This window comes from Ruegeria atlantica, from assembly GCF_001458195.1.
In the GTDB taxonomy this organism is placed as follows: Bacteria; Pseudomonadota; Alphaproteobacteria; order Rhodobacterales; family Rhodobacteraceae; genus Ruegeria; species Ruegeria atlantica.
Genome location: NZ_CYPU01000039.1, coordinates 765,331 through 786,364 on the forward strand (window position 1 = coordinate 765,331; position 21,034 = coordinate 786,364).

Below are 21,034 nucleotides of genomic sequence, written 5' to 3' on the forward strand. Positions count from 1 at the left end.
AATCTTCATATTTGGGTAACGCTGCTCCGCTAACACCCGGACTGCGCGCCCGCGCGCAGCCGTTGCCCGCAAGGTCGGACAGCGATTCGACATGCGTAAGAATGAGGAAGGGACACTATGACCGACAGCAATATAACAGCCACTCTGACAGTCCATGGTGAAACGTACGAGTTGCCGGTTCATTCTCCGACCGCTGGACCTGACGTCATCGACATCCGTAAACTGTACAGCGATGCCGGAGTGTTCACCTACGACCCCGGTTTTACGTCAACCGCAAGCTGCGACAGCACCATTACCTATATTGACGGCGAAAAAGGCGAGCTGCTGCACCGTGGCTATCCGATCGACCAGCTGGCCGGAAAATCGCACTTCCTAGAAGTTTGCTATCTGCTGCTGTACGGAGAGCTGCCGCAAGCCAAAGATCTAGAGCAGTTCGAAACCACCATCACGCGCCACACCATGCTGCACGAACAGATGCAGTATTTCTATCGCGGCTTCCGTCGGGATGCGCATCCGATGGCGATTATGGTGGGTGTCGTTGGCGCAATGTCGGCGTTCTATCACGACTCAACCGACGTATCTGATCCGCATCAGCGCGAGGTCGCTTCGCACCGTCTGATCGCCAAGATGCCGACGATCGCCGCATGGGCCTATAAGTATCACATCGGCCAGCCTTTCGTTTATCCGCGCAATGATTTGGACTACGCGTCCAACTTCCTACGCATGTGCTTTGCCGTTCCCGCCGAAGAATATGAGGTGAACCCGATCCTCAGCCGTGCGATGGACCGGATCCTGACTTTGCACGCGGATCACGAGCAGAATGCGTCGACCTCGACCGTGCGTCTGGCGTCATCCTCGGGCGCAAACCCGTTTGCGTGTATCGCGGCGGGTGTGGCCTGCCTTTGGGGCCCTGCCCATGGTGGCGCAAACCAGGCCTGTTTGGAGATGTTGGAAGAGATCGGTTCCGTCGATCGTATTCCGGAATACATCGACCGCGCCAAGGACAAGAACGACCCATTCCGCCTGATGGGCTTTGGCCACCGCGTCTACAAGAACTTCGATCCGCGCGCGACTGTGATGAAGCAATCAGCCGACGAAGTGCTGGAACTGCTTGGCGTCGAGAACAATCCGAAGCTGCAGGTTGCCAAAGCACTGGAAAAGCAGGCGCTGGAAGATCCGTATTTTGCCGAGAAAAAACTGTTCCCGAACGTGGACTTCTACTCGGGCATCATCCTCGAGGCGATGGGTTTCCCCACCTCAATGTTCACGCCGATCTTCGCGCTGTCGCGCACCGTTGGCTGGGTCAGCCAATGGAAAGAGATGATCGCAGATCCACAGAACAAAATCGGTCGTCCGCGTCAGCTGTATCTGGGCGAAACGACCCGCGATTATGTGGACATCGAAAACCGCTGATAGCCGGTTACAATTTCGAAACGCCCCGGAACCCTGTCCGGGGCGTTTTTTTGTTTTAGAATAATGTCAGTTGATCCCCTGCCTGCGCGGGCCTGGAAAACAGATCGCATCGGAGCGGCGGCGTTCTTGTGGCCAACCCCAAACGTTTGACCGCGAGCTTGAAGCGCTTGGCCACCAGCCCGGCATACTCACCCTCCCCCCGCATGCGGTGCCCCCAACGCGGGTCGTAGTCACGACCGCCGTGCATTTCGCGCAGTTTGGACATGACCTTTTCAGCTCGCGCCGGCTCATGCTGATGCAGCCAGGATTGCCACAGCTCAGAGACTTCGCGCGGAAGGCGCAGCATGATCCAGGTTGCGGAATCAGCGCCCGCGTCTCGCCCGGCTTCCAGCATGGATTCCATTTCGTGATCCGTCAGACCCGGTATCAAAGGCGATGTCATGACGCGCACCGGCACACCTGCATCGGTCAACCGTCGGATCGTCGCCAGCCGTCTTACAGGGGATGGCGCGCGTGGTTCCATCCGTCGAGACAAGCCTGGGTCCAAAGTTGTCAACGAAATGCCGACCCGAACCAATCCAAGTTGCGCCATAGGGGTAAGGACATCCAAGTCCCGCTCGATCATCGCACCTTTGGTCACGATTGCGACCGGGTGCTGGAACTCTTGCAAGACCTGCAGGCAAGCCCGCGTGATTTGGTGGTATTTTTCGATCGGCTGATACGGGTCGGTGTTTGTTCCCATCGCAATGGTCGCCACTTTGTACCGGGCCGAGGACAGTTCTTTCCTCAGAACCTCTGCCGCGTTTGGCCGTGCAATCAGCCGGGTTTCAAAATCCAATCCCGGCGACAATCCCAGATAGGCATGTGTCGGGCGGGCAAAACAGTACACGCACCCATGCTCGCACCCGCGATACGGGTTAATCGAGCGGTCGAACGGCAGATCGGGCGATCGGTTGTAGGTGACCACACTGCGCGCTAACTCTTCCCGGACCTCGGTTCTGAGCTGGGGAAGCTCCTCTTCCATCTCCCAGCCATCGTCACAGGCCTCGGTCGCAAAGCGTTCGAATCTGCCTGATTCATTGTTGGCCACGCCGCGGGCCTTTATGTTGAGTGCAGGCATATTTGTTCCTGTTATGTTCTCGCTCAGGAATCAATAGACCCTGAATCGCTATGCGACAAGGAAAACTGCTCGAACCGCCCTATTCGCCCCCGATCCTGGACGCCCGGTTTTTCCCCGGTTGTGAACAGATTGCAGGATGTTGTTGCAGATAATTCCATCGTGATCGCAAACAATTTGACGTATAGGTCGGTCCCGGAACTGCCAAGGTCGCAATCGTAACAGTCTAACTGCGACGAAATGGCCAAAACGGAAAAAATGCCACCACGGGCCGATGGCCCGCCCAGCACAGGGAAATGCCCCATGTCCGATGAAGAAGACATCGTCCTGTCCGAACTCAACGACGACGAACTTGTCGAGCAGATGTTCGACGATCTTTATGACGGCCTGAAAGAAGAGATCGAAGAAGGTGTGAACATCCTGCTTGAACGCGGATGGACACCATATGACATCCTGACCAAAGCATTGGTCGGTGGCATGACCATCGTGGGCCACGATTTCCGCGACGGCATCCTGTTCGTGCCCGAGGTTTTGCTGGCGGCCAACGCGATGAAAGGTGGGATGACGATCCTCAAGCCGCTGCTGGCCGAAACCGGCGCGCCGCGGGTCGGCAAGATGGTGATCGGCACCGTCAAAGGCGACATCCATGATATCGGCAAAAATCTGGTGTCGATGATGATGGAAGGAGCCGGTTTTGAGGTCGTGGATATTGGCATCAACAACCCGGTCGAAAACTATCTGGAAGCACTGGATTCCGAACAGCCAGACATTCTGGGCATGTCGGCCCTGCTGACCACAACGATGCCCTACATGAAAGTGGTCATCGACACGCTGATCGAACAGGGACGGCGTGAAGATTACATCGTACTGGTTGGCGGTGCCCCTCTGAACGAGGAATTCGGCAAGGCCATCGGCGCAGACGCCTATTGCCGTGACGCCGCTGTGGCGGTGGAAACGGCCAAAGACTTTGTTTCGCGCAAGCACAACCAGCTTGCCGGCTGATCCTGCTCACAGGGAAATGATCAAGGCCGCCCTTTAAAGGGCGGCTTTTTTGGTTTTTAGGCTTGCTACTCATGGAAATTTGGACAAATTAAACCTGTAGTTAAGGCCCAGTTTGTTACGCGGGTTTGGTTAAAGAGTTTTTGGGTTACGGAATGCCGACGACATTCAATGCTATTTTTCTTGGTAATCTTGCAATCATCGACCCGACTGAGGGTAACAACACCGCTGAAAACGCGGGCGCTTTGGTTGGACAAACTTTTGGTGGTCCGGGTGATCCATTACTTGACGACGCTGTCGTTTGGACACCGGTAGGAAACCCTGGTGGAACCTACGAAAACAACGCCAACTCTGACGTGGATTTTTTTGCAATTGATGGCGCGGCGACCACTTTCGATGCAGCTGTCGCCTACAATGCGACAATTACGTATGTCGACGGCACAACGGCAGACATAACGGCAGTCATCGCGCAAGACACGCTCGGGAACACTTTTCTGGTTCCAGAATTCTCAGCCAACAGCGATCAGGCCGCATTGGAATTTGCGGGAATCAGGTCACTAACGCTCAATAGTATAAACACCGCCACAACTACGGGTTTGAATGCTGACCGTGAATCCTGGGACATCGCCAGATGTTTCGCAACCGGCACTCTGATCAAAACGGAACGTGGTTTGGTCGAGGTCGAGAATTTGCGCGTGGGTGACAAAATTCCGACGCTGGATCATGGGTTGCAAACACTGCGTTGGATTGGCTCTCAGACCGCGCGTGCCGCAGGCGTGTTCACGCCTGTGCTGATCAGGGCGGGTGCGTTTGGCAATGATCGCGATCTCTTGGTCTCGCAACAGCACAGGATGCTGATCAGCGACTGGCGGGTCGAGCTGCATACGGGCCACGCTGAGGCGCTGGTGCCTGCCAAGCATTTGGTGAATGGCCGCGATATCGTGATGAAGCCCGGCGGTCTTGTGACCTATTATCACCTAATGTTCGATCAGCACGAACTGATCTGGGGCGAAGGGTGCCTGAGCGAGAGCTTTCACCCCGGAATCCAGGCGTGGAACAGTTTTGAGCATGAAACACGGCAAGAGATCCTGTCGCTGTTTCCGGAACTGGCCAGTCACGGGATCACCGCCTATGGTCCCCCTGCCCGCCCATCGCTTCAGTCTTTTGAAACGCGTGCGTCGGTGGCCTGACACGGGATGTCGGAAGCGGGCTTGCCTTGATCCGGCATTCATTCTTTGATGCTGCAATCCTTCAGGGAATTGACGATGCAGCAGAACACCACACCGGATGACGCAAGCCTGACGACAAAAGGCTATACCGAAGACACTCGGCAAGGCGGCATACTGCTATTGGCATGCGGTGCGCTGGCGCGCGAAATCCTGCATCTGAAAAAGCGCAACGGCTGGGATCATATGACCCTGACTTGCCTGCCCGCCATACTGCACGTCCACCCCGAACGGATTACGCAGGCTGTCGAAGAAGCTGTTGCCAAGCATCGCGGTAACTTTGATCAGATCTTCGTCGTCTATGCCGACTGTGGCACCGGAGGGTTGTTGCAGAAGGCTTGCGAAGAGATGGGCATTGAGATGATCAAGGGCCCGCACTGCTATTCCTTTTTCGAAGGAAATCAAGCCTTTGAAGACCATGGCGATGATGAAACGACGGCCTTTTATCTAACGGATTTTTTGGCCCGTCAGTTTGACGCCTTTGTGTGGAAGCCGCTGGGTCTGGACCGCCACCCCCAGCTGCGGGACATGTATTTCGGGAACTATACCAAGCTTGTCTATCAAGCCCAAACAGACGACCCGGACCTGACGGCCCGCGCACAGGAATGCGCCGAACGCATGGGCTTGACGTTTGAACGACGCTTCACCGGCTATGGCGATCTTGAAACAACTCTGACCGAGTGGGCCACCCGCAAGCCGACGGCCTGAACGTCAGGCGTTCTCTTGCGCGACTTCGCGGATACGCTCAATCATTGACCGCAAACCATTTGACCGCTGTGCGGACAGGTGATCATTCAGGCCAAGGCGCGCCAACTCACCGCCCGCGTCGACCTTTGGGACTTCGCCAACAGGCAAGCCATTATACAAAGACCGAAGCACCGCAATCAGCCCGCGCACGATCAGCGCGTCGCTGTCGCCGTCGAACCGGAAAACACCGCCGTCGATTACGGGATGTAACCACACCTGACTGGCGCAGCCATGCACCTTGGTGGCCGGCACTTTGAGCGCGTCATCCAGCGGCTCCATCGCCTTGCCCTGATCGATGACGTGGCGATACCGGTCTTCCCAGTCATCCAGAAACTCAAAATCCTCGACGATTTCCTCAAAGGCGGGCGTTGCCATTTCGCAGCGGTCCTTTTTGTTGCGATCACATTTGTGACCTATGCCTCTGTTGAGCACCTGTCCAGCCCCGGTGTGGGTTTTCAATCTTTGGAATTTACGATAACCCATTGCTGAAAATACTTCTCTGGGCTTTGGGACCATGAAAAAATCAACACCTCTTCTATTGGTCGGCACTCTGGCACTGGCCGCCTGCAGCGGCTGGAGCGAGTCGCGCGTGAACCCGACCAATTGGTTCGGGTCCAGTACACCTGCCCCTACTGAAGTATCCGTAAACGAAGCCGATGCTCTGGTGCCCGAAGGGCGTGACGGCCCGGGCCTGTTTTCGCGACCTGAAAAGGAAGTGATCGGCTTTGCCATAACCAAGGTAGATGAGCTACGCATCGACCCCACACCAACTGGGGCAATCATCTATGTCAAAGGTACGGCCTCAAGACAGGGGGCTTACAATGCGCGCCTTGTACGCGTGGAAAGCGAAGAGAACGAAAAGAACGGCATTCTGGAATACACGTTCGAAGTCAGCTATCCAAGCTACGCGACCAATCTGGGCTCCGAAAGATCGCGTGAGGTCAATGATGCCACTACGGTTGGCCGGGCCGAGCTGCGAAACATCCGTCTGGTTCGCGTTCGCGGCGAACAGAATACATTGGAATCCCGGCGGCGTTAACGGTCGCTAAAGCGACACGACTTGTACGGATTGCCCCTTGGCGGCCAAAGCGATCTTGCCGTCACACAGTTTCAGGGCATCCTCGCCAAACACCTCAAATCGCCAGCCTGACATTGACGGCAGCTTGCGCTCGCCCGCAGCCAATTGGTCCAGTTCGGAACTTGTTGCGATCAGCTTGGCCGCCACGCCCGAGCTTTCGGTTTTGGACTTGAGCAACACGCGCAACAGATCGGCAAGCGCCGGGTTGATCTTTAGCTTGTCACGGCTGTTATCGACGCGCGGCATTTGATCGGCAGGGCAATTTACCCCGCGTTTTACCGCCGCCAGAATACCATCGGCAATCGCGCCTTTGCGTGCCTCGCGCAGCAGCAAACGCGAACCGCCGAGATCCGATGGCGTTTTCGGCTTGGTTGAAGCAAGCTCGATCAGGGCGTCATCCTTGAACACACGGCTGCGCGGAACGTTGTTCTCTTGCGCATAGGCTTCGCGAAACTGCGCCAATTCGCGCACGACGGCCAGGAACTTGGCCGAATTCGTCCGGGTTTTTACCCGCCTCCATGCATCTTCGGGACGGATATCGTAGGTTCCGGGCTGCGTCAGGGTGCGCAACTCTTCGGATACCCAATGGCTGCGCTGCGACTTGTTCAACTGGGACGCCAGATATTCGTAGATCTGCCGCAAATGCGTGACATCTGCCAAGGCATAGGTCTTTTGCGCATCTGTCAGCGGCCGACGTGACCAGTCGGTAAAGCGCGAGGTTTTGTCGACGCCTTCCTTGCAGATTTTGCGCACCAAGGTCTCGTATCCCACCTGCTCGCCAAAGCCACAGACCATCGCGGCGACCTGAGTGTCGAACAGAGGTTGCGGGAACACGAACGCCTCGACCCAGAAAATCTCAAGATCCTGACGCGCGGCGTGAAACACTTTGACCACGCTTTCATCGCGAAACAGCTCATATAGCGGGTCAAGAGACAGGCCATCGGCCAATGGGTCCACCAGAACGGCACTGCCTTCATCATCAGATGGAACCGCAAGCTGCACCAAACAGAGTTTTGAATAATAAGTCCGTTCGCGCAGAAACTCGGTATCTACGGTGACATAGTCATATTCCGCCGCGGCCTTGCAGAAATCGGCCAGCTCTTGCGTCGTCGTCAGGGTTTTCATGCGCGGTGCTGTTCTTGCTCTTGTTCTGTGCGGCCGATTATCAGTTTCATTCCGTACCCAGCCGTATTGCGGACCATAGGATGAATTTGACGCGGGTGTAAATCATCCTGAGACGTTCAGGGCAGCAACACCGGAGTCCGATCCCCACTGGCGTAACGGCGCAACACTGTAGGGTAGAGTTTGTGTTCCCACACCAGCACCCGGGCGGCCAATCCCTCGGGCGTATCACGCGGTTCAATATTCACCCGCGCCTGCCCAAGGATCGGTCCGTCATCCAAAGCTGCGGTGACTTCGTGGACCGAACATCCATGTTCGGCATCCCCGGCTTCAATAGCGCGCGCGTGGGTATTGAGACCCTTGTATTTCGGCAGAAGCGAAGGGTGGATATTCAGCATCCGCCCCTGAAAGCGCGAAACGAAATCACCGGTCAGAACGCGCATGAACCCTGCAAGGCAAACGATATCGGGTTGCGCCTCTTCCAGCGGTTTCAGCAACTCGGCCTCAAACGCGGCGCGGTCACCCTTAAACGGTCTGTGATCCACCGACGCGGTTGGAATGCCACGCTCTGCCGCCTTTGTCAGCCCACCCGCGTTCGCATCATTGGACAGAACAAGACAAGGCCGCGCAGGGTGATCGCCGGTCATGCTGTCGACCAGCGACACCATGTTCGACCCCCCACCAGAGATCAGAATTGCGACGCGCTTGTGGCTCACAACAGGGTGCCCGAATAGGCCATGCCCGCTGTCCCGGTCACAGTGCCGATCCGCGCAACCGTTTCGCCCGCGTCGGCCAGCAACATCGCCTGATCATCCGCGCGATCCGCGTCACACGCGACGATCATGCCAATGCCGCAATTGAAGGTCTTCAACAACTCGGCCTCGACGATTCCACCGGTATCCGCCATCCAGCGGAATACAGGCGGCAAGTCCCATGCATTCAGGTCAATCTCGGCGCCCAGCCCCTCGGGCAACACGCGCGGCAGGTTTTCGGTCAGGCCACCGCCAGTGATATGAGCCAATGCATGAACGCCCCCTGCCCGGATCGCCTGCAACGCAGGTTTCACATACAGACGCGTTGGGGTCAGCAGCGCCTCACCCAGAGAACCGTCGCTGAACGGGGATGCTGCATCCCAGTCCAGGCCCGAAATTTCGACAAGTTTCCGAACCAGCGAGTAGCCGTTGGAATGCACACCGTTCGACGCCAGCCCCAAAAGCACGTCGCCGTCTTGAACGCCGGCCGGCAGATGCACACCACGCTCCATCGCGCCGACCGAGAACCCGGCCAGATCGAAATCACCATCCGGGTACATGCCGGGCATTTCCGCAGTTTCACCGCCGATCAAAGCGCATCCGGATTGGACACAGCCTTCAGCAATGCCTTCGATGATCCGCGCGGCCGTGTCGGTATCCAGCTTGCCGGTTGCAAAATAATCCAGGAAAAACAGCGGCTCAGCACCCTGACAGATCAGATCGTTGACGCACATGGCCACAAGGTCGATGCCCACGCCGTCGACAACACCGGTATCAATGGCAATGCGCAGCTTAGTACCCACCCCATCGGTGGCCCCAACCAGAATCGGGTCCTGGTACCCGGCGGCTTTCAGGTCGAACAGTGCGCCAAAGCCGCCCAGCCCGCTCATCACACCCGAGCGGTTGGTGCGTTTTGCGGCCGGCTTGATCCGGTCGACTAGGGCATTCCCCGCATCAATATCAACGCCTGCATCGGCATAGGTGATTCCGTTCTTGCCCGTGGTCATGGCCAGCCCCTTATGAATGGTTCCCGCGCGGGTTATTCGATTGTGCGACTTGTTGCAACGGTCAGGCTTGACGCGGCTGTTCACCATGGTACTCAAAGCGCTCAGGCGGGCCTGTAGCTCAATTGGTTAGAGCAGAGCGCTCATAACGCTTTGGTTGCGGGTTCAAGTCCTGCCGGGCCTACCACCGTCTACTTTTTCATTGTTATCAGTTTCAGATGCTTGCCAGACCAGCGATGCATGGTGTTTCTACTGTCCTGCCCAAACATAAGATGCATTCTTCTAAATCTGCAGGATTGCCCAGTAACTCTTAACCTTATTCATGCCCCTAGAGTACGGAATCCCCGCTAAAGCGGAAGTGCCACTTGGTATATTCAAGAGAATTGACACATCCGCATTTTACACTTTTGGATACATCACCTATTCGACTGGGTTTTTGGCTATCCCATTTCCATTTAGTAAAACTTGTAAATTCATGTTTTCATGATCTTGCACGTCCCATACATGTGCATCCCAGCCTCCGACCAACACCCAGTAGGAGGAAATTGACCGGCTTCGCGACCCCTCCGCTCACTCGGACCGCGAAGCTGGTTTTTTTGTGCCGTTTTTTGATTGTAAAGAGCTTTCAAAGACAAAGCGCACCGGCAAACCTCCAATTGAAGTCCCTACCTACTTTGGAGGTTCACCGAAGTATCCACCAAAATATCCGACCATCGCGCCCAATACGCCAACTACGATGACAATCGAGATCAATGCGCCACTGCTTTTTGAGTAATATCCAAGCGTCACGAGCCCGACGACAAATATACCAACCAAGAAATACAATACAGTGTTGTCCATACCTAAACCTATGCCGCAAAAGACGTTCTGTAACGTTACGATAGAAATACGCCTCAAGTCTAATGGGGGAGCTACACCCCATTGGACACCAGGCTAGCCACTCGTTCCCGCTCCAAAAAAACCGCGTTGTTCGGAGGGAAACCGTTACTAACAACGCGGGAGGCAGTTGGGGTAGTGAAGGCGGAACGGAGCGGGTCAAGAATTGGACCTAAGAAACCCCGAGTAAAGCCGTTCGGTCTAATATGAGGCGGTAACTTTACTCTTCAGGATCTGTCGCTTCAGCCTTTTGGAAAACTGCCAAGGTGACAAACAACCCGCCGATCAGCAGTAAATGGCCCAATGCGGTTACTCCGAAAACAAAATAGCTACCAACCATCAGCGAGAAGATTGCGCTCCACATCCATGCCAACATCTGCATCAGCATGTGTGCTGTGGATAGAGAGTATTTTTTTAGTGGGTTTTTTGTTTCATCCATTACCGATACCCACGTTGATTTCACGTCGAAACTATTGGTCATGACTTCCTCCCATTCTAAAGGTTGTACGGGGTGATCGATGCTTTAGACCAAAGAAAAATTATGCGCGCCGCTTGTGGCTGCGACATAAATCATGAATTCCGGTCCTACCAAAATCATCGCCCAACAATGATATCTGCGCAAAGACCGCCCAGCCTTTCACTTTTACCAAGCCGCAGAACACCGCCATGTGCGCGAGCAATATCCGCAACAATCGCCAACCCAAGACCAACGCCACTGCCCTGATTCTGGTTGCGTGCGGGATCAAGACGCGAGAACGGTTTTACAGCCTCAGTGCGCTGCTCTACCGGAATGCCTGGTCCGTCATCTTCGACCCGGATCCGCGTGGTTTTGGGCGTCAGGGACAGGCTGACCTCGGCCCGGTTGCCGTATCGCACTGCATTGCCAATCAAATTTTCGACCGCGCGGCGAATGGCCATGGGGCGCAGCATCGCCGTGCCGTCACCTTCGACTGAGACCAATTCGGCCTGATGACCTGCCCGTCGCGCGTCTTCGACGATCTGACGCAACAACACTGCGGGTTCGATTGCCTCGGCTGGCCCCTCGGCGACACCACGCGAGAAATCAAGGAACGCATCCAGCAGCAATTGCATTTCGTCCACGTCCTGTTTAAGCGGTGCCGCCTCATCCTTGGGCAACATTGAAAGTCCCAGTTTCAGACGCGTCAGCGGTGTTCTTAGGTCGTGGCTTACACCCGACAGCATCATGGTACGCTGTTCCATCTGTCGCTCGATTCTAGCCCTCATTTCCAGAAACGCACTGCCAGCAGCGCGCACTTCTATTGCGCCCCCCGGCGTATATGGCACTACCCTGCCCCGACCAAAGGCCTGCGCAGCGTCAGAAAGGCGGGTAATAGGCCGCAGCTGATTGCGCATATAGAGGAATGAGATCGTCGTCATCACAACGGCAAAGAACATCATGGTCACAATCAACTGATGCGGCGCCGTGGGCGACAGGCGGCGGCGATCTATCGTCAGCTGAAGCAGCCCCAGATCGGTTTCAAGATACAACCGAGCTTCATCACCCGAAGGCAAAGCCACGGCGACCAGATCGGGCAGCCCCGCTCGCAAATGGTATTCGACCTGTGGTGCGATGAAATCGTACCACCGACGCCTGTCCGTCATCGGGTTTTCGTCGCCGTCAACAAAACGTGCTTTCATATCAAGCACCGACAAATCCGGGCGTATCGCTGCCAGCGCCTGCTGCTGGGTATCGGCCTTTTGCATGGTTTCAAGGACCAAGGTCACTTCGCGCGTGGCGGTTTCGGTCATCTGCGCGGTGACGTCTTCGAGATGCTTTTGCAAAAAAGCAATCCCCACCACCAACAGCAGTACGACAACTGGAAGAACCAGAATTAGTGCGGCCCGGGCATACAGGCTGCGCGGCATATATTGTTTGAGCCATCGACTGAACATGCGCTAAACCTAACGGGCTGATCCGCCAAGAGAAAGAGCTCAGAATGCAGGCGCCTGACGATTTCAACCCGCCCCCCGGTCTGGCGGTGGACTTACAACCCGGGTTGCGGCGGATACTGGCCCCGAATCCGTCCCCGATGACCTATCGCGGTACAAACACTTACCTTTTGGGAGAACGTGATTTGGCGGTCATTGATCCCGGTCCTTTGAGCGATGCTCATCTTGAAGGGATTCTGGATGCGGTGCAGCCGGAGCAACGGATCAGCCATATTATCGTCACGCACAGCCATCTGGACCACTCGCCGCTTGCGGCACCATTGGCAGCACGCACCGGCGCGCCGATTCTGGCCTTTGGCGGACCGCAGGCCGGACGCAGCACAGTGATGGCACAACTGGCGCGGCAGGGTCTGGCCGGCGGCGGCGAAGGGATAGACACTGCGTTTCGCCCGGATGTCGAAGTGGCGGATGGCGAGGTGATCGAGGGCGGCGATTGGCAACTTGAGGTCATCCATACGCCCGGTCACCTGGGCAATCATATCGCGTTGGGCTGGGGTGATGTTTGCTTTACTGCCGATCATGTCATGGGATGGGCCAGCTCACTGGTTTCTCCACCGAATGGGGACCTGACGGACTTTATGCAGGCTTGCCACAGGTTGCGTGCGCGGGATTGGGCCGTGTTTCACGCGGGTCACGGAGCGGAGATCACCAACCCTTCTGAACGGTTGGATTGGCTGATCGCTCACCGGCTGTCCCGCGAGGCGCAGATACTGGCGGCACTGGAGGAGCAGCCCGGAAACGCCCGACAACTTGCCGAGCGCGTCTATACCGACACGCCAGCCGCGCTTTTGCCCGCAGCTGAACGCAACGTGTTCGCACATCTAGTTGATCTTTATGGAAAATCTCAAGTTTACACCTCCGACGCACTTTCAGTCGATGCCATGTTTTCAAGGTCAGCATGAACAGGCAGAACTTTTTTTCCGTTTGATGCAGTTCCCCTCTGGACGGGCAAAAAACGGGTTGTTATACGCCCCTCAGTTCCGGCGTAGCTCAGCGGTAGAGCAGTTGACTGTTAATCAATTGGTCGTAGGTTCGATCCCTACCGCCGGAGCCAAAATCCCCTGATATCAAGACCCTCATACGACGCCAAATTTGGCACTGTTTGGATTGATGTCATTTTAGCGAAAAAAAATTCTGCCCCCCACTGGACGCCGTAGAAACAGGTTGCTATACGGCGCGAACCGTTCCGGCGTAGCTCAGCGGTAGAGCAGTTGACTGTTAATCAATTGGTCGTAGGTTCGATCCCTACCGCCGGAGCCATTTCCAACAATATCAGGCGCTTAGCCCATCAAGGCACCCTCGAAGTCTGCGCGCAAGTTGCGCTTTAAGACCTTGCCGGTCGCGTTCAGTGGCAATGCATCCACAAAGACAACCTTATCGGGCACCTGCCATTTGGCGATTTTACCGTCGAAGAAAGCTAGCAACTCCTCTTCGGTCGGGTCCGCGCCTTCGGCTTTGACGGCCACCAACAAGGGGCGTTCGTCCCATTTGGGATGCGGCACACCAACAACGGCTGCAGTAGCAAGTTGCGGGTGGGCTACGGCGATGTTTTCCAACTCGACCGAGCTGATCCACTCGCCCCCGGATTTGATGATGTCCTTGGACCGGTCGCGGATAGTCATGTATCCGTCGGGGTCCAGCGTTGCGACGTCTCCGGTCGCGAACCATCCGTCCTGCAGCAGGTCTTCATCCTGCATTTGGAAATAGCTGTCCAACACCCAATGACCGCGCACCAGCAGATCGCCCTGCGTAACGCCGTCATGCGGCAGATCATTGCCGTCATCATCTACAATTTTCAACTCGACCCCATAGGGTGGACGACCCTGGCTTTCGCGCAGCTTGTGTTGTTCTTCAGGCGGAAGGTCCAGATGTTTGGCCAGTGGGTTGTTCGTGCTTCCCAGCGGACTCATCTCGCTCATGCCCCAGGCGTGAACCGTATCGACACCATAGGTCTCGCGGAAGGATTCGATCATCGAGGGCGGGCACGCCGCGCCGCCAATCACGGTGCGGTTCAAGCTGGCCAGCTTGCTCCCTGACTTTTCGGCATGTGCCAGCAAGCCTTGCCAGATCGTCGGAACCCCCATTGCCAGCGTCACGCCATATGTATCGACAAGATTCACCAGGGCTTCGCCATGTAGACCCGGCCCGGGCAGCACCATGCGTGAACCCGACATGGCGCAGGCATAGGGCGACCCCCAGGCGTTGACGTGGAACATCGGAACCACCGGCATCACGACATCCATAGCAGAAAAGCCTATGACATCTCTCGTGTTCGATCCGAAACTGTGCAGAACTGTGGAACGATGGGAATACAGAACGCCTTTGGGATTGCCCGTCGTGCCCGAGGTGTAACACAGGCTGGACGCTGTGTTTTCATCGAAACTTGGCCACTGAAAATCGCCATCGCCAGTTTCGATCAGGTCATCATAGAACGCGACGCCAGGGATTTGGGCAACGGCGTCTTCATTCCGTGGGCCCATCAAAACGAAATGGCGCACTTCGGTCAGGTGTTCGTACAGGGCCGCGACCAGAGGGATGAATGTCGCATCAAAGAACAGAACCCGGTCTTTGGCGTGGTTGATAATGTAAGTCAGCTGTTCCGGGAAAAGCCGGGGGTTCACCGTGTGGCACACAAAACCCGCGCCGGAGGTGGCATAGTAGATCTCCAGATGTCGCCGGTTGTTCCAGGCCAACGTGCCAATTCGATCCTGCGGCTCCAACCCCAGCTTGGTCAGCGCTGATCCCAGTTTTCGCGCGTTTTGCGCCACTTGCTCCCATGTGGTTTCGGTGACCGATCCATCGGTTTCGACCGAGTAGATCTCGGTCTGGCCATGATAGCGTTCGGCGTGATCAATCAGCGACGAAATCAGCAAAGGCTGCGTCATCATCTGTCCCAGCATGGACATCCTCCCATTATCAGCGTCGCCTCTATTGGGCAGTGCTGTCTGCTTGCCTGATGCCACTCGCCAGCGTGCGCAAAGCAAAGTGTTCAGGGCGTTCCCTAAGAACAGACCCTGCCAATCATTTAATTGTCTGACAATAAAAGAATGCAGCCTGCCTTCACGGCAGACTGCAAAAAAACCGCGTTACTAATCGCGGTGGCGCATTGCATAGGCAACCAAGGCAGCGGTCGAGCCGTCTTTGCCGGATGCGCTTTCTTCTCCGTCGACGATCGGGCCGAGAGATGTCGCAAGTTCCTTGCCCAGCTCAACGCCCCACTGGTCAAATGAGTTGATGCCCAATAGGACGCCCTCGACAACCACACGATGTTCGTAAAGCGCGATGATCTGGCCCAGAACAAACGGTGTGAGCATTGGATACATCAACGTTGTGGAAGGACGGTTGCCCGGAAAAACACGGTGACGGGCTTGCCGTTCCAGCTCGTCCCCTTCCAGCCCCTTCTCCGCCATCCGTTGCCGTGCTTCACCCAGCGACCGTCCGCGCATAAGCGCCTCGGACTGCGCAAGGCAATTGGCCAGCAACAAACGGTGATGGTGGGTCAATTCCGGTTCGTGCCCTTCGGCCGCAACCATGAACTCACAGGGGATCACGTCGGTGCCTTGGTGGATCAACTGATAGAATGCATGCTGCCCATTGGTGCCCGGCTCACCCCAAACGACGGGGCCCGAGGGAATGGTCAGAGTGTTGCCGTCCATGGCAACAGATTTGCCGTTCGATTCCATCTCGAGCTGTTGAAAATACGCTGGCAATCGCAGCAGGCGCTGATCATAAGGCAGCACGGCCCGGCTGGCGTGGCCCAGAACTTGACGATGCCAAATGCCGACCAAAGCCAGCATAACGGGCATATTTTCGACCCAGTCGGCGGCGCGGAAATGTACATCCATCGCCTGCCCCCCGCGCAAGAATGCGTCAAAAGCATTCGACCCTACGGCGATCATTACCGGCAGGCCCACTGGGCCCCAGACCGAATAGCGCCCGCCAACCCAATCAGCAAAACCGAATACGCGCTCTTGGGGGATGCCAAAGGCTTGGGTTTTGTCCAACGCACTGGACACGGCGGCAAACTGCTTGCCCGGATCGCCGCCGCCGTCTTCCATCCAAGCCCGTGCGGTTCGGGCATTGGTCATCGTCTCGATGGTCGTGAAGGTTTTGGAGGCAACAATCACCAGTGTCCGCGTTGGATCCAGCTGTCGCAGCGTATCGGCGATATGTGCGCCGTCCACATTCGAGACATAGTGCAGTCTTGGTCCATCATGATACGGGGACAGCGCATGCGTCGCCATCACTGGGCCCAAATCCGAACCACCGATCCCGATATTGACCACATCGGTAAAGGCGCCCCCTGCCCCGGTGACCGCGCCGCCACGCACCTCTTCTGCAAAGACGCGCATCCGTTGCAACGTGTCCAGAACGTCGGGCATGACGTCCAACCCATCAACTTCGACAGGACCACCTTCCAGATTGCGCAGCGCAGTGTGCAAAACCGCGCGACCTTCGGTTTCGTTGATCTTTTCCCCGTCAAACATCGCGGCGCGGCGCGAGGCCAGACCCGCCTCATCACACAACGCGATTAAGGCTTTTCGGACCTCATCTGTGATCTGAGTTTTAGAGTAATCAAACAACAGGTCGCCGGTCGATGCAGAAAAACTCTGCGCGCGGTTCGAATCGGTTTCAAACAGGCCCAGGATGGCTTCGTCCTGACCGTCGGATGCAAGGGTTTTGAGCGGGTTCAATTGCATATGCGTTACTCCGCCCAATGAACCGTCATGCCGGTCAGCGTGGCGGCGATCGGGGCCTCTTCTGGTGGTAGCGACATGGCCTTTTCCAACGCGTCACGTTTGGCGGCGCCATAGATAATCAGGTGTTTGGATAGCGCGCCGTCCAGCACCGGGCCGGTCAGCGTAATCCGTGCCTCGGGCTGGGTTTCGGGACGGGCAACCGCAAGGATGGGCGCATGGCTGTCCAGCGCGCCCTCAAGCCCCGCCATCCCGGGAAACAGAGAAGCAGTGTGCATATCTTCACCCATTCCAAGAACCAGAACAGACAGGGGCAAGACTGGTGTAATCAAGGATTCGATTTCCGGCAGGACATCGTCGGGTTCCTTACCCTCAAGATACAGCGGCACATACTGCGCAACCGAGGCTCGGTTCGTCAGCAGGCGCTGCCGGATCAGCCGTTCGTTCGAACGGTCACTGTCTCCCGGAACGCAACGTTCGTCGGTAGGCAGTACCCGCACCCGATCCCATGCCAAATCGGCCGCGCAAAGACCATCGAACACCGGCCCAGGGGTCGTACCGCCCGGCACGGCCATTGAGGCCGTGTCGTGATGCAGCAAGGCAGCCTCCAACTCCGCGGCCAAGGCGTTTGCGACATCAATTGCCAGCATGTCGCGATCAGCATATTCCTGAATCTTCATGGGTTTATTCCTTGCCAGCGGCGACCATCTCGTTTCATCAGCAGCTCGGCGTCGCCCGGGCCAGTGCTGCCGCTTTCATACGGTTTTGGAACGTCACCGCGCGCGTGCCAGCCGGCGATGATCGGGTCGGTCCAAGCCCATGCGGCCTCGACCTCATCCCCGCGCATGAACAGGGTCTGGTTGCCCCGGATCACGTCCATCACCAGCCGTTCATATGCATCCGGGGGGTCTTGATTTCCCGACCCCAGCGCCTCGGCGAAACTCATGTCTAAGGGCACATCGACCAGACGCATACCGCCCGGACCCGGTTCCTTGATCGTCACCTTCAGCGTTATGCCTTCGTTCGGCTGCAGGCGGATCGACAGGACATTCGCGTGGCGTCCGGCCTCTTCGCCGAAGATCGAATGCGGCGCGTCTTTGAACATCACATTGATCACCGAAGACCGCGCCACCAGACGCTTGCCCGTGCGCAGATAGAACGGCGTACCCGCCCATCGCCAATTGCTGATATGCGCCCGCAGCGCCACATAGCTTTCGGTGGTCGAGCGCGGATTGCCTACGGTTTCGCGGTATCCGTTCCCGCTGCCGCCTCCATCGAACTGCCCGCGCACGATATGGTGTGGCTGGACCTGATCCAACGCGCGAATAACCTTGAGCTTTTCATCCCGCACGGCATCCGGATCAAACTTTGCAGGAGGCTCCATCGCGATCAGGCACAAAAGCTGCATCAAGTGATTCTGCATCATGTCGCGCATGGCACCTGCGCGCTCATAGTACTCTTCCCGCCCGTCGATACCTACGGATTCGGCCACCGTGATCTGGATGTGATCGACGTACTGGCTGTTCCACAGCGGTTCGAAAAGCATATTGCCAAACCGAACAGCCATCAGGTTCTGGACGGTTTCCTTACCCAGATAGTGGTCGATCCGGTAGATCTGGCTTTCCCGAAAATACTCAGCCAAGGTCGCGTTTAACGCCCGTGCGCTTTCCAAATCGTGGCCAAAGGGTTTTTCAACGACAATCCGCGTGCTTGGCGTTGCAAGATCATGCGCTTTGATCCTTTCGGCCAAGGGCCCGAATAGGCGCGGACCAACCGAAAAATAGAACGCACGCACCCGATCTTGGTTCAGCTTGTCAGAAAGCTGATCCCAGCCCTCATTCGAACACCCGTCGAGGGTCACGTAATCGACGCGGTCCAGAAACGCGCGCAATGCGCCCTCGTCCTGGCATTGCGCAGCCGCGTGGGTTCGCAGCGATTCGGCGACCATTGTCTGAAACCCCGTGCGGTCATGGACAGCGCGCGCCGCGCCTATGATTTGCACACCTTCGGCCCACTGCCCCGAGCAAAAGCGCCGAAACAGGGCCGGTAGAATCTTACGTTGCGCCAAATCACCGGTCCCGCCAAAAATGACGAGATCGAATGGATCAACAGGTATGACGCGAGAAACCATGGTTTTTCCTTATCTTGCCCCGCCGGGCATGTCCAATGTTAGCGCAATCGGTCAGCGTAAATCCCCCATCATCAAAACTCTGTCAGGTCGCACTTGCCTGACTTAACTAATCCGAGTCGAGCAGCTACATCAGAAGTAACTTCAAAGAACCGGATACCGGAATGAAAGACAACGCACCTCAGACCGCCAATATCGGCAAGTTTCAGAACAAATTGGTGACAGCAGATGGGCAAACCCGCGCTTCCGTAGCGCTGAAAAACCCCGAGACGTTGTGGTTCAATACCGGAACCCTTTGCAATATCGAATGCGTCAACTGCTACATAGCCAGTAGTCCAACCAACGACGCGCTGGTCTATATCACCACCGAAGAGGTGCGCGACTACTTGGACCAGATCGAAGAACGCGACTGGCCGGTGCGTGAGATTGGGTTCACTGGGGGCGAGCCCTTTATGAACCCCGGAATGATCGACATGACTCGTGTCGCGTTGGAACGCGGCTATGAAGTTTTGATCCTGACAAATGCAATGCTGCCGATGATGCGCCGCAAGATGCGTGAGGGGTTGCTGGATCTGAAGCGCAACTATGGAAACAAGCTGACACTTCGAGTTTCCGTGGACCACTATCGCCCCGAACTGCATGACGAGGAACGCGGCAAAGGCAGCTTTGACAAGACGATCACCGGAATGGAGTGGTTGCGCGACAACGGGTTCAATATCGCTATCGCAGGTCGCACGGTCTGGGGTGACAGCGACGCCGACAGTCGCGCCGGGTATGAGGCGTTCTTCAAGCAGCACCGTTTTGACATCGACGCACAGAATCCTGGCCAGACCGTTTTGTTCCCCGAGATGGACGAAACCGTCGAAGTCCCCGAAATCACAACCGCTTGCTGGGGCATTCTGGATAAAGCACCCGAGGCTGTAATGTGTTCGAATGCCCGCATGGTGGTCAAACGCAAAGGCGCAGAACGGCCTGCCGTTCTGGCCTGTACCCTACTGCCGTACGAGCCTGAGTTTGAAATGGGCAACACACTGGCAGAGGCCGAGGCCGACGTGCACCTCAACCACCCACATTGCGCAAAGTTCTGCGTTCTGGGCGGCGCCAGCTGCTCGGGCTGATCAGTTCAGCTCGGGCGACTTCCAGTATTTTGTGCCTGACGCCCCAGCCGAAACGCGCCAGCCTTTTTTGCTGAGCACAAAGAACGACCGCCCGTCTATGAACCTGAGCGTCTCATCGGTGCGCTCATCTCCATACATTGCGCCGGATTCCGCAGTCGCGTCGTAACCTTGCGTGATAAAACTGTCCAAATCTGCTTGGGTTTCAAACAGGATCACGAATTTGGTCTCGAACCCGCCGATACCGATCGCCGCGCCCACGCCGCCGGTTCCCATATTCATATAGGTGTGCTGACCAGTCTCTTTGTTCACGGCAACACCGCGCCCGTACCCTGCGGACACCGGGAAAACTGTCACTTTGCGGGAATCGAACGCAGCATATCCCGCACTGACATCATATAGCGCTTGTGCTTCGGGGTTATCGCCAAGCAACTGCGCCAACACATCGACGGCCATGACATCCAGCTTGGCGCGGGTCTCTTCGGGCGTCGCCTCGTTGGACAGCAAATCAGAGGTGGACGTGATGGTTTCGTCAACCGCGTTCGCCCCTTTTTCGAGTGTCTGCCCGACGGTTTCTGCCCCGCGTTCGACAGCATTAGCCGTATTTTCAGCGCCCTTCTTGATTTTATCAAGGACACCTTCGGCCGACACAGGCCCGGCTAGGCAGATGGCAACTGCAATCAATAAAACTCTGGGCATTCCGTGTTTCCGCTTGTGGCCAATGACTTCGCCGCCACGATACCGGATGCACCGAAAATGTATATGGGTTTGGGCCTGATGCGCCCGGGC

Annotated in this window: 20 protein-coding genes and 3 tRNA genes; 10 read left to right on the top strand and 13 right to left on the bottom strand. The window is 56.6% G+C overall.

The window, feature by feature from the left end; all coding sequences use genetic code 11:
* Nucleotides 1–117 precede the first annotated feature (117 nt).
* The gene (gene gltA / locus RUA4292_RS13675; RefSeq protein ID WP_058278043.1) at nucleotides 118–1,413 is read left to right on the top strand and encodes a citrate synthase; all 1,296 of its coding nucleotides are present in this window, start codon (nucleotides 118–120) and stop codon (nucleotides 1,411–1,413) included.
* Nucleotides 1,414–1,468: 55 nt separating this feature from the next.
* On the opposite strand, the gene RUA4292_RS13680 is transcribed toward gltA, so the two are convergent.
* On the bottom strand, nucleotides 1,469–2,533 hold the full coding sequence (locus tag RUA4292_RS13680; protein WP_058278044.1) for a PA0069 family radical SAM protein: 1,065 nt from the start codon (nucleotides 2,531–2,533) through the stop codon (nucleotides 1,469–1,471).
* Between the two features lie 300 nt (nucleotides 2,534–2,833).
* On the opposite strand from RUA4292_RS13680, the gene RUA4292_RS13690 reads away from it, so the two are divergent.
* The 3 genes from RUA4292_RS13690 (at nucleotide 2,834) to RUA4292_RS13700 (ending at nucleotide 5,463) form a co-directional block, all read left to right on the top strand.
* Entirely contained in the window at nucleotides 2,834–3,532 is a 699-nt protein-coding gene (locus tag RUA4292_RS13690; protein ID WP_058271755.1) for a cobalamin B12-binding domain-containing protein, read from the top strand.
* Between the two features lie 152 nt (nucleotides 3,533–3,684).
* A complete protein-coding gene (locus RUA4292_RS13695; protein ID WP_058278046.1) occupies nucleotides 3,685–4,719 on the top strand; it encodes a Hint domain-containing protein in 1,035 nt (344 codons plus the stop codon).
* A 75-nt stretch (nucleotides 4,720–4,794) separates the two neighbouring features.
* A complete protein-coding gene (locus RUA4292_RS13700) occupies nucleotides 4,795–5,463 on the top strand; it encodes a DUF1638 domain-containing protein (protein ID WP_058278208.1) in 669 nt (222 codons plus the stop codon).
* Between the two features lie 3 nt (nucleotides 5,464–5,466).
* Here RUA4292_RS13700 and RUA4292_RS13705 read toward each other — a convergent pair whose 3' ends face one another.
* The gene (locus RUA4292_RS13705; protein ID WP_058278209.1) at nucleotides 5,467–5,877 is read right to left on the bottom strand and encodes a SufE family protein; all 411 of its coding nucleotides are present in this window, start codon (nucleotides 5,875–5,877) and stop codon (nucleotides 5,467–5,469) included.
* 139 nt (nucleotides 5,878–6,016) lie between these two features.
* Here RUA4292_RS13705 and RUA4292_RS13710 point away from each other — a divergent pair, with 139 nt between their 5' ends.
* Nucleotides 6,017–6,541 (top strand): hypothetical protein, encoded by a 525-nt coding sequence (locus RUA4292_RS13710; RefSeq protein WP_058278047.1) that lies wholly within the window; start codon nucleotides 6,017–6,019, stop codon nucleotides 6,539–6,541.
* A gap of 6 nt (nucleotides 6,542–6,547) precedes the next feature.
* Here RUA4292_RS13710 and rnd read toward each other — a convergent pair whose 3' ends face one another.
* From rnd to purM, 3 genes are all read right to left on the bottom strand, one after another.
* On the bottom strand, nucleotides 6,548–7,705 hold the full coding sequence (rnd, locus tag RUA4292_RS13715) for a ribonuclease D (protein WP_058278048.1): 1,158 nt from the start codon (nucleotides 7,703–7,705) through the stop codon (nucleotides 6,548–6,550).
* Between the two features lie 116 nt (nucleotides 7,706–7,821).
* A complete protein-coding gene (gene purN / locus RUA4292_RS13720; protein WP_058278049.1) occupies nucleotides 7,822–8,418 on the bottom strand; it encodes a phosphoribosylglycinamide formyltransferase in 597 nt (198 codons plus the stop codon).
* Nucleotides 8,415–9,461: a phosphoribosylformylglycinamidine cyclo-ligase gene (gene purM, locus RUA4292_RS13725; RefSeq protein ID WP_058278210.1), complete on the bottom strand. Its 1,047-nt coding sequence runs from the start codon at nucleotides 9,459–9,461 to the stop codon at nucleotides 8,415–8,417. Before purM ends, purN begins: the two co-directional genes overlap by 4 nt.
* A gap of 107 nt (nucleotides 9,462–9,568) precedes the next feature.
* Between purM and RUA4292_RS13730 the strand changes: the two genes are divergently transcribed.
* Nucleotides 9,569–9,645, top strand: a tRNA-Ile gene (locus RUA4292_RS13730).
* 482 nt (nucleotides 9,646–10,127) lie between these two features.
* Here the strand turns inward: RUA4292_RS13730 and RUA4292_RS24790 are convergent.
* From RUA4292_RS24790 to RUA4292_RS13740, 3 genes are all read right to left on the bottom strand, one after another.
* Entirely contained in the window at nucleotides 10,128–10,298 is a 171-nt protein-coding gene (locus RUA4292_RS24790; RefSeq protein WP_158507028.1) for a hypothetical protein, read from the bottom strand.
* 256 nt (nucleotides 10,299–10,554) lie between these two features.
* A complete protein-coding gene (locus RUA4292_RS13735) occupies nucleotides 10,555–10,815 on the bottom strand; it encodes a hypothetical protein (protein ID WP_058278050.1) in 261 nt (86 codons plus the stop codon).
* A gap of 113 nt (nucleotides 10,816–10,928) precedes the next feature.
* The gene (locus tag RUA4292_RS13740; protein ID WP_058278051.1) at nucleotides 10,929–12,248 is read right to left on the bottom strand and encodes an ATP-binding protein; all 1,320 of its coding nucleotides are present in this window, start codon (nucleotides 12,246–12,248) and stop codon (nucleotides 10,929–10,931) included.
* A 44-nt stretch (nucleotides 12,249–12,292) separates the two neighbouring features.
* On the opposite strand from RUA4292_RS13740, the gene RUA4292_RS13745 reads away from it, so the two are divergent.
* The 3 genes from RUA4292_RS13745 to RUA4292_RS13755 all read left to right on the top strand — a co-directional run bounded on the left by RUA4292_RS13745 (nucleotide 12,293) and on the right by RUA4292_RS13755 (nucleotide 13,565).
* Entirely contained in the window at nucleotides 12,293–13,207 is a 915-nt protein-coding gene (locus RUA4292_RS13745; protein WP_058278052.1) for an MBL fold metallo-hydrolase, read from the top strand.
* 77 nt (nucleotides 13,208–13,284) lie between these two features.
* Nucleotides 13,285–13,359: transfer RNA gene (locus RUA4292_RS13750), tRNA-Asn, on the top strand.
* Between the two features lie 131 nt (nucleotides 13,360–13,490).
* A tRNA-Asn gene (locus RUA4292_RS13755) sits at nucleotides 13,491–13,565 on the top strand.
* 20 nt (nucleotides 13,566–13,585) lie between these two features.
* Here RUA4292_RS13755 and RUA4292_RS13760 read toward each other — a convergent pair.
* The 4 genes from RUA4292_RS13760 to zwf form a co-directional block, all read right to left on the bottom strand.
* Entirely contained in the window at nucleotides 13,586–15,205 is a 1,620-nt protein-coding gene (locus RUA4292_RS13760; RefSeq protein WP_058278211.1) for a long-chain-fatty-acid--CoA ligase, read from the bottom strand.
* A 189-nt stretch (nucleotides 15,206–15,394) separates the two neighbouring features.
* The gene (gene pgi, locus RUA4292_RS13765; protein WP_058278053.1) at nucleotides 15,395–17,005 is read right to left on the bottom strand and encodes a glucose-6-phosphate isomerase; all 1,611 of its coding nucleotides are present in this window, start codon (nucleotides 17,003–17,005) and stop codon (nucleotides 15,395–15,397) included.
* A 5-nt stretch (nucleotides 17,006–17,010) separates the two neighbouring features.
* The gene (pgl, locus tag RUA4292_RS13770) at nucleotides 17,011–17,682 is read right to left on the bottom strand and encodes a 6-phosphogluconolactonase (RefSeq protein ID WP_058278054.1); all 672 of its coding nucleotides are present in this window, start codon (nucleotides 17,680–17,682) and stop codon (nucleotides 17,011–17,013) included.
* Nucleotides 17,679–19,133, bottom strand: coding sequence for a glucose-6-phosphate dehydrogenase (zwf, locus tag RUA4292_RS13775; RefSeq protein ID WP_058278055.1), 1,455 nt, complete (start codon nucleotides 19,131–19,133; stop codon nucleotides 17,679–17,681). Before zwf ends, pgl begins: the two co-directional genes overlap by 4 nt.
* A 161-nt stretch (nucleotides 19,134–19,294) precedes the next feature.
* On the opposite strand from zwf, the gene RUA4292_RS13780 reads away from it, so the two are divergent.
* On the top strand, nucleotides 19,295–20,248 hold the full coding sequence (locus RUA4292_RS13780) for a radical SAM protein (RefSeq protein WP_058278056.1): 954 nt from the start codon (nucleotides 19,295–19,297) through the stop codon (nucleotides 20,246–20,248).
* Here RUA4292_RS13780 and RUA4292_RS13785 read toward each other — a convergent pair whose 3' ends face one another.
* Entirely contained in the window at nucleotides 20,249–20,944 is a 696-nt protein-coding gene (locus tag RUA4292_RS13785) for a lipid-binding SYLF domain-containing protein (RefSeq protein WP_145974953.1), read from the bottom strand.
* Nucleotides 20,945–21,034: the final 90 nt, after the last annotated feature.

Bases quoted from the DNA above. Each gene is read 5' to 3' on its own strand.
- gltA (WP_058278043.1), top strand. From the start codon at position 118: ATGACCGACAGCAATATAACAGCCACTCTGACAGTCCATGGTGAAACG.
- RUA4292_RS13680 (WP_058278044.1), bottom strand. From the start codon at position 2,533: ATGCCTGCACTCAACATAAAGGCCCGCGGCGTGGCCAACAATGAATCA.
- RUA4292_RS13690 (WP_058271755.1), top strand. From the start codon at position 2,834: ATGTCCGATGAAGAAGACATCGTCCTGTCCGAACTCAACGACGACGAA.
- RUA4292_RS13695 (WP_058278046.1), top strand. From the start codon at position 3,685: ATGCCGACGACATTCAATGCTATTTTTCTTGGTAATCTTGCAATCATC.
- RUA4292_RS13700 (WP_058278208.1), top strand. From the start codon at position 4,795: ATGCAGCAGAACACCACACCGGATGACGCAAGCCTGACGACAAAAGGC.
- RUA4292_RS13705 (WP_058278209.1), bottom strand. From the start codon at position 5,877: ATGGCAACGCCCGCCTTTGAGGAAATCGTCGAGGATTTTGAGTTTCTG.
- RUA4292_RS13710 (WP_058278047.1), top strand. From the start codon at position 6,017: ATGAAAAAATCAACACCTCTTCTATTGGTCGGCACTCTGGCACTGGCC.
- rnd (WP_058278048.1), bottom strand. From the start codon at position 7,705: ATGAAAACCCTGACGACGACGCAAGAGCTGGCCGATTTCTGCAAGGCC.
- purM (WP_058278210.1), bottom strand. From the start codon at position 9,461: ATGACCACGGGCAAGAACGGAATCACCTATGCCGATGCAGGCGTTGAT.
- RUA4292_RS24790 (WP_158507028.1), bottom strand. From the start codon at position 10,298: ATGGACAACACTGTATTGTATTTCTTGGTTGGTATATTTGTCGTCGGG.
- RUA4292_RS13735 (WP_058278050.1), bottom strand. From the start codon at position 10,815: ATGACCAATAGTTTCGACGTGAAATCAACGTGGGTATCGGTAATGGAT.
- RUA4292_RS13740 (WP_058278051.1), bottom strand. From the start codon at position 12,248: ATGTTCAGTCGATGGCTCAAACAATATATGCCGCGCAGCCTGTATGCC.
- RUA4292_RS13745 (WP_058278052.1), top strand. From the start codon at position 12,293: ATGCAGGCGCCTGACGATTTCAACCCGCCCCCCGGTCTGGCGGTGGAC.
- RUA4292_RS13760 (WP_058278211.1), bottom strand. From the start codon at position 15,205: ATGCTGGGACAGATGATGACGCAGCCTTTGCTGATTTCGTCGCTGATT.
- pgi (WP_058278053.1), bottom strand. From the start codon at position 17,005: ATGCAATTGAACCCGCTCAAAACCCTTGCATCCGACGGTCAGGACGAA.
- pgl (WP_058278054.1), bottom strand. From the start codon at position 17,682: ATGAAGATTCAGGAATATGCTGATCGCGACATGCTGGCAATTGATGTC.
- zwf (WP_058278055.1), bottom strand. From the start codon at position 19,133: ATGGTTTCTCGCGTCATACCTGTTGATCCATTCGATCTCGTCATTTTT.
- RUA4292_RS13780 (WP_058278056.1), top strand. From the start codon at position 19,295: ATGAAAGACAACGCACCTCAGACCGCCAATATCGGCAAGTTTCAGAAC.
- RUA4292_RS13785 (WP_145974953.1), bottom strand. From the start codon at position 20,944: ATGCCCAGAGTTTTATTGATTGCAGTTGCCATCTGCCTAGCCGGGCCT.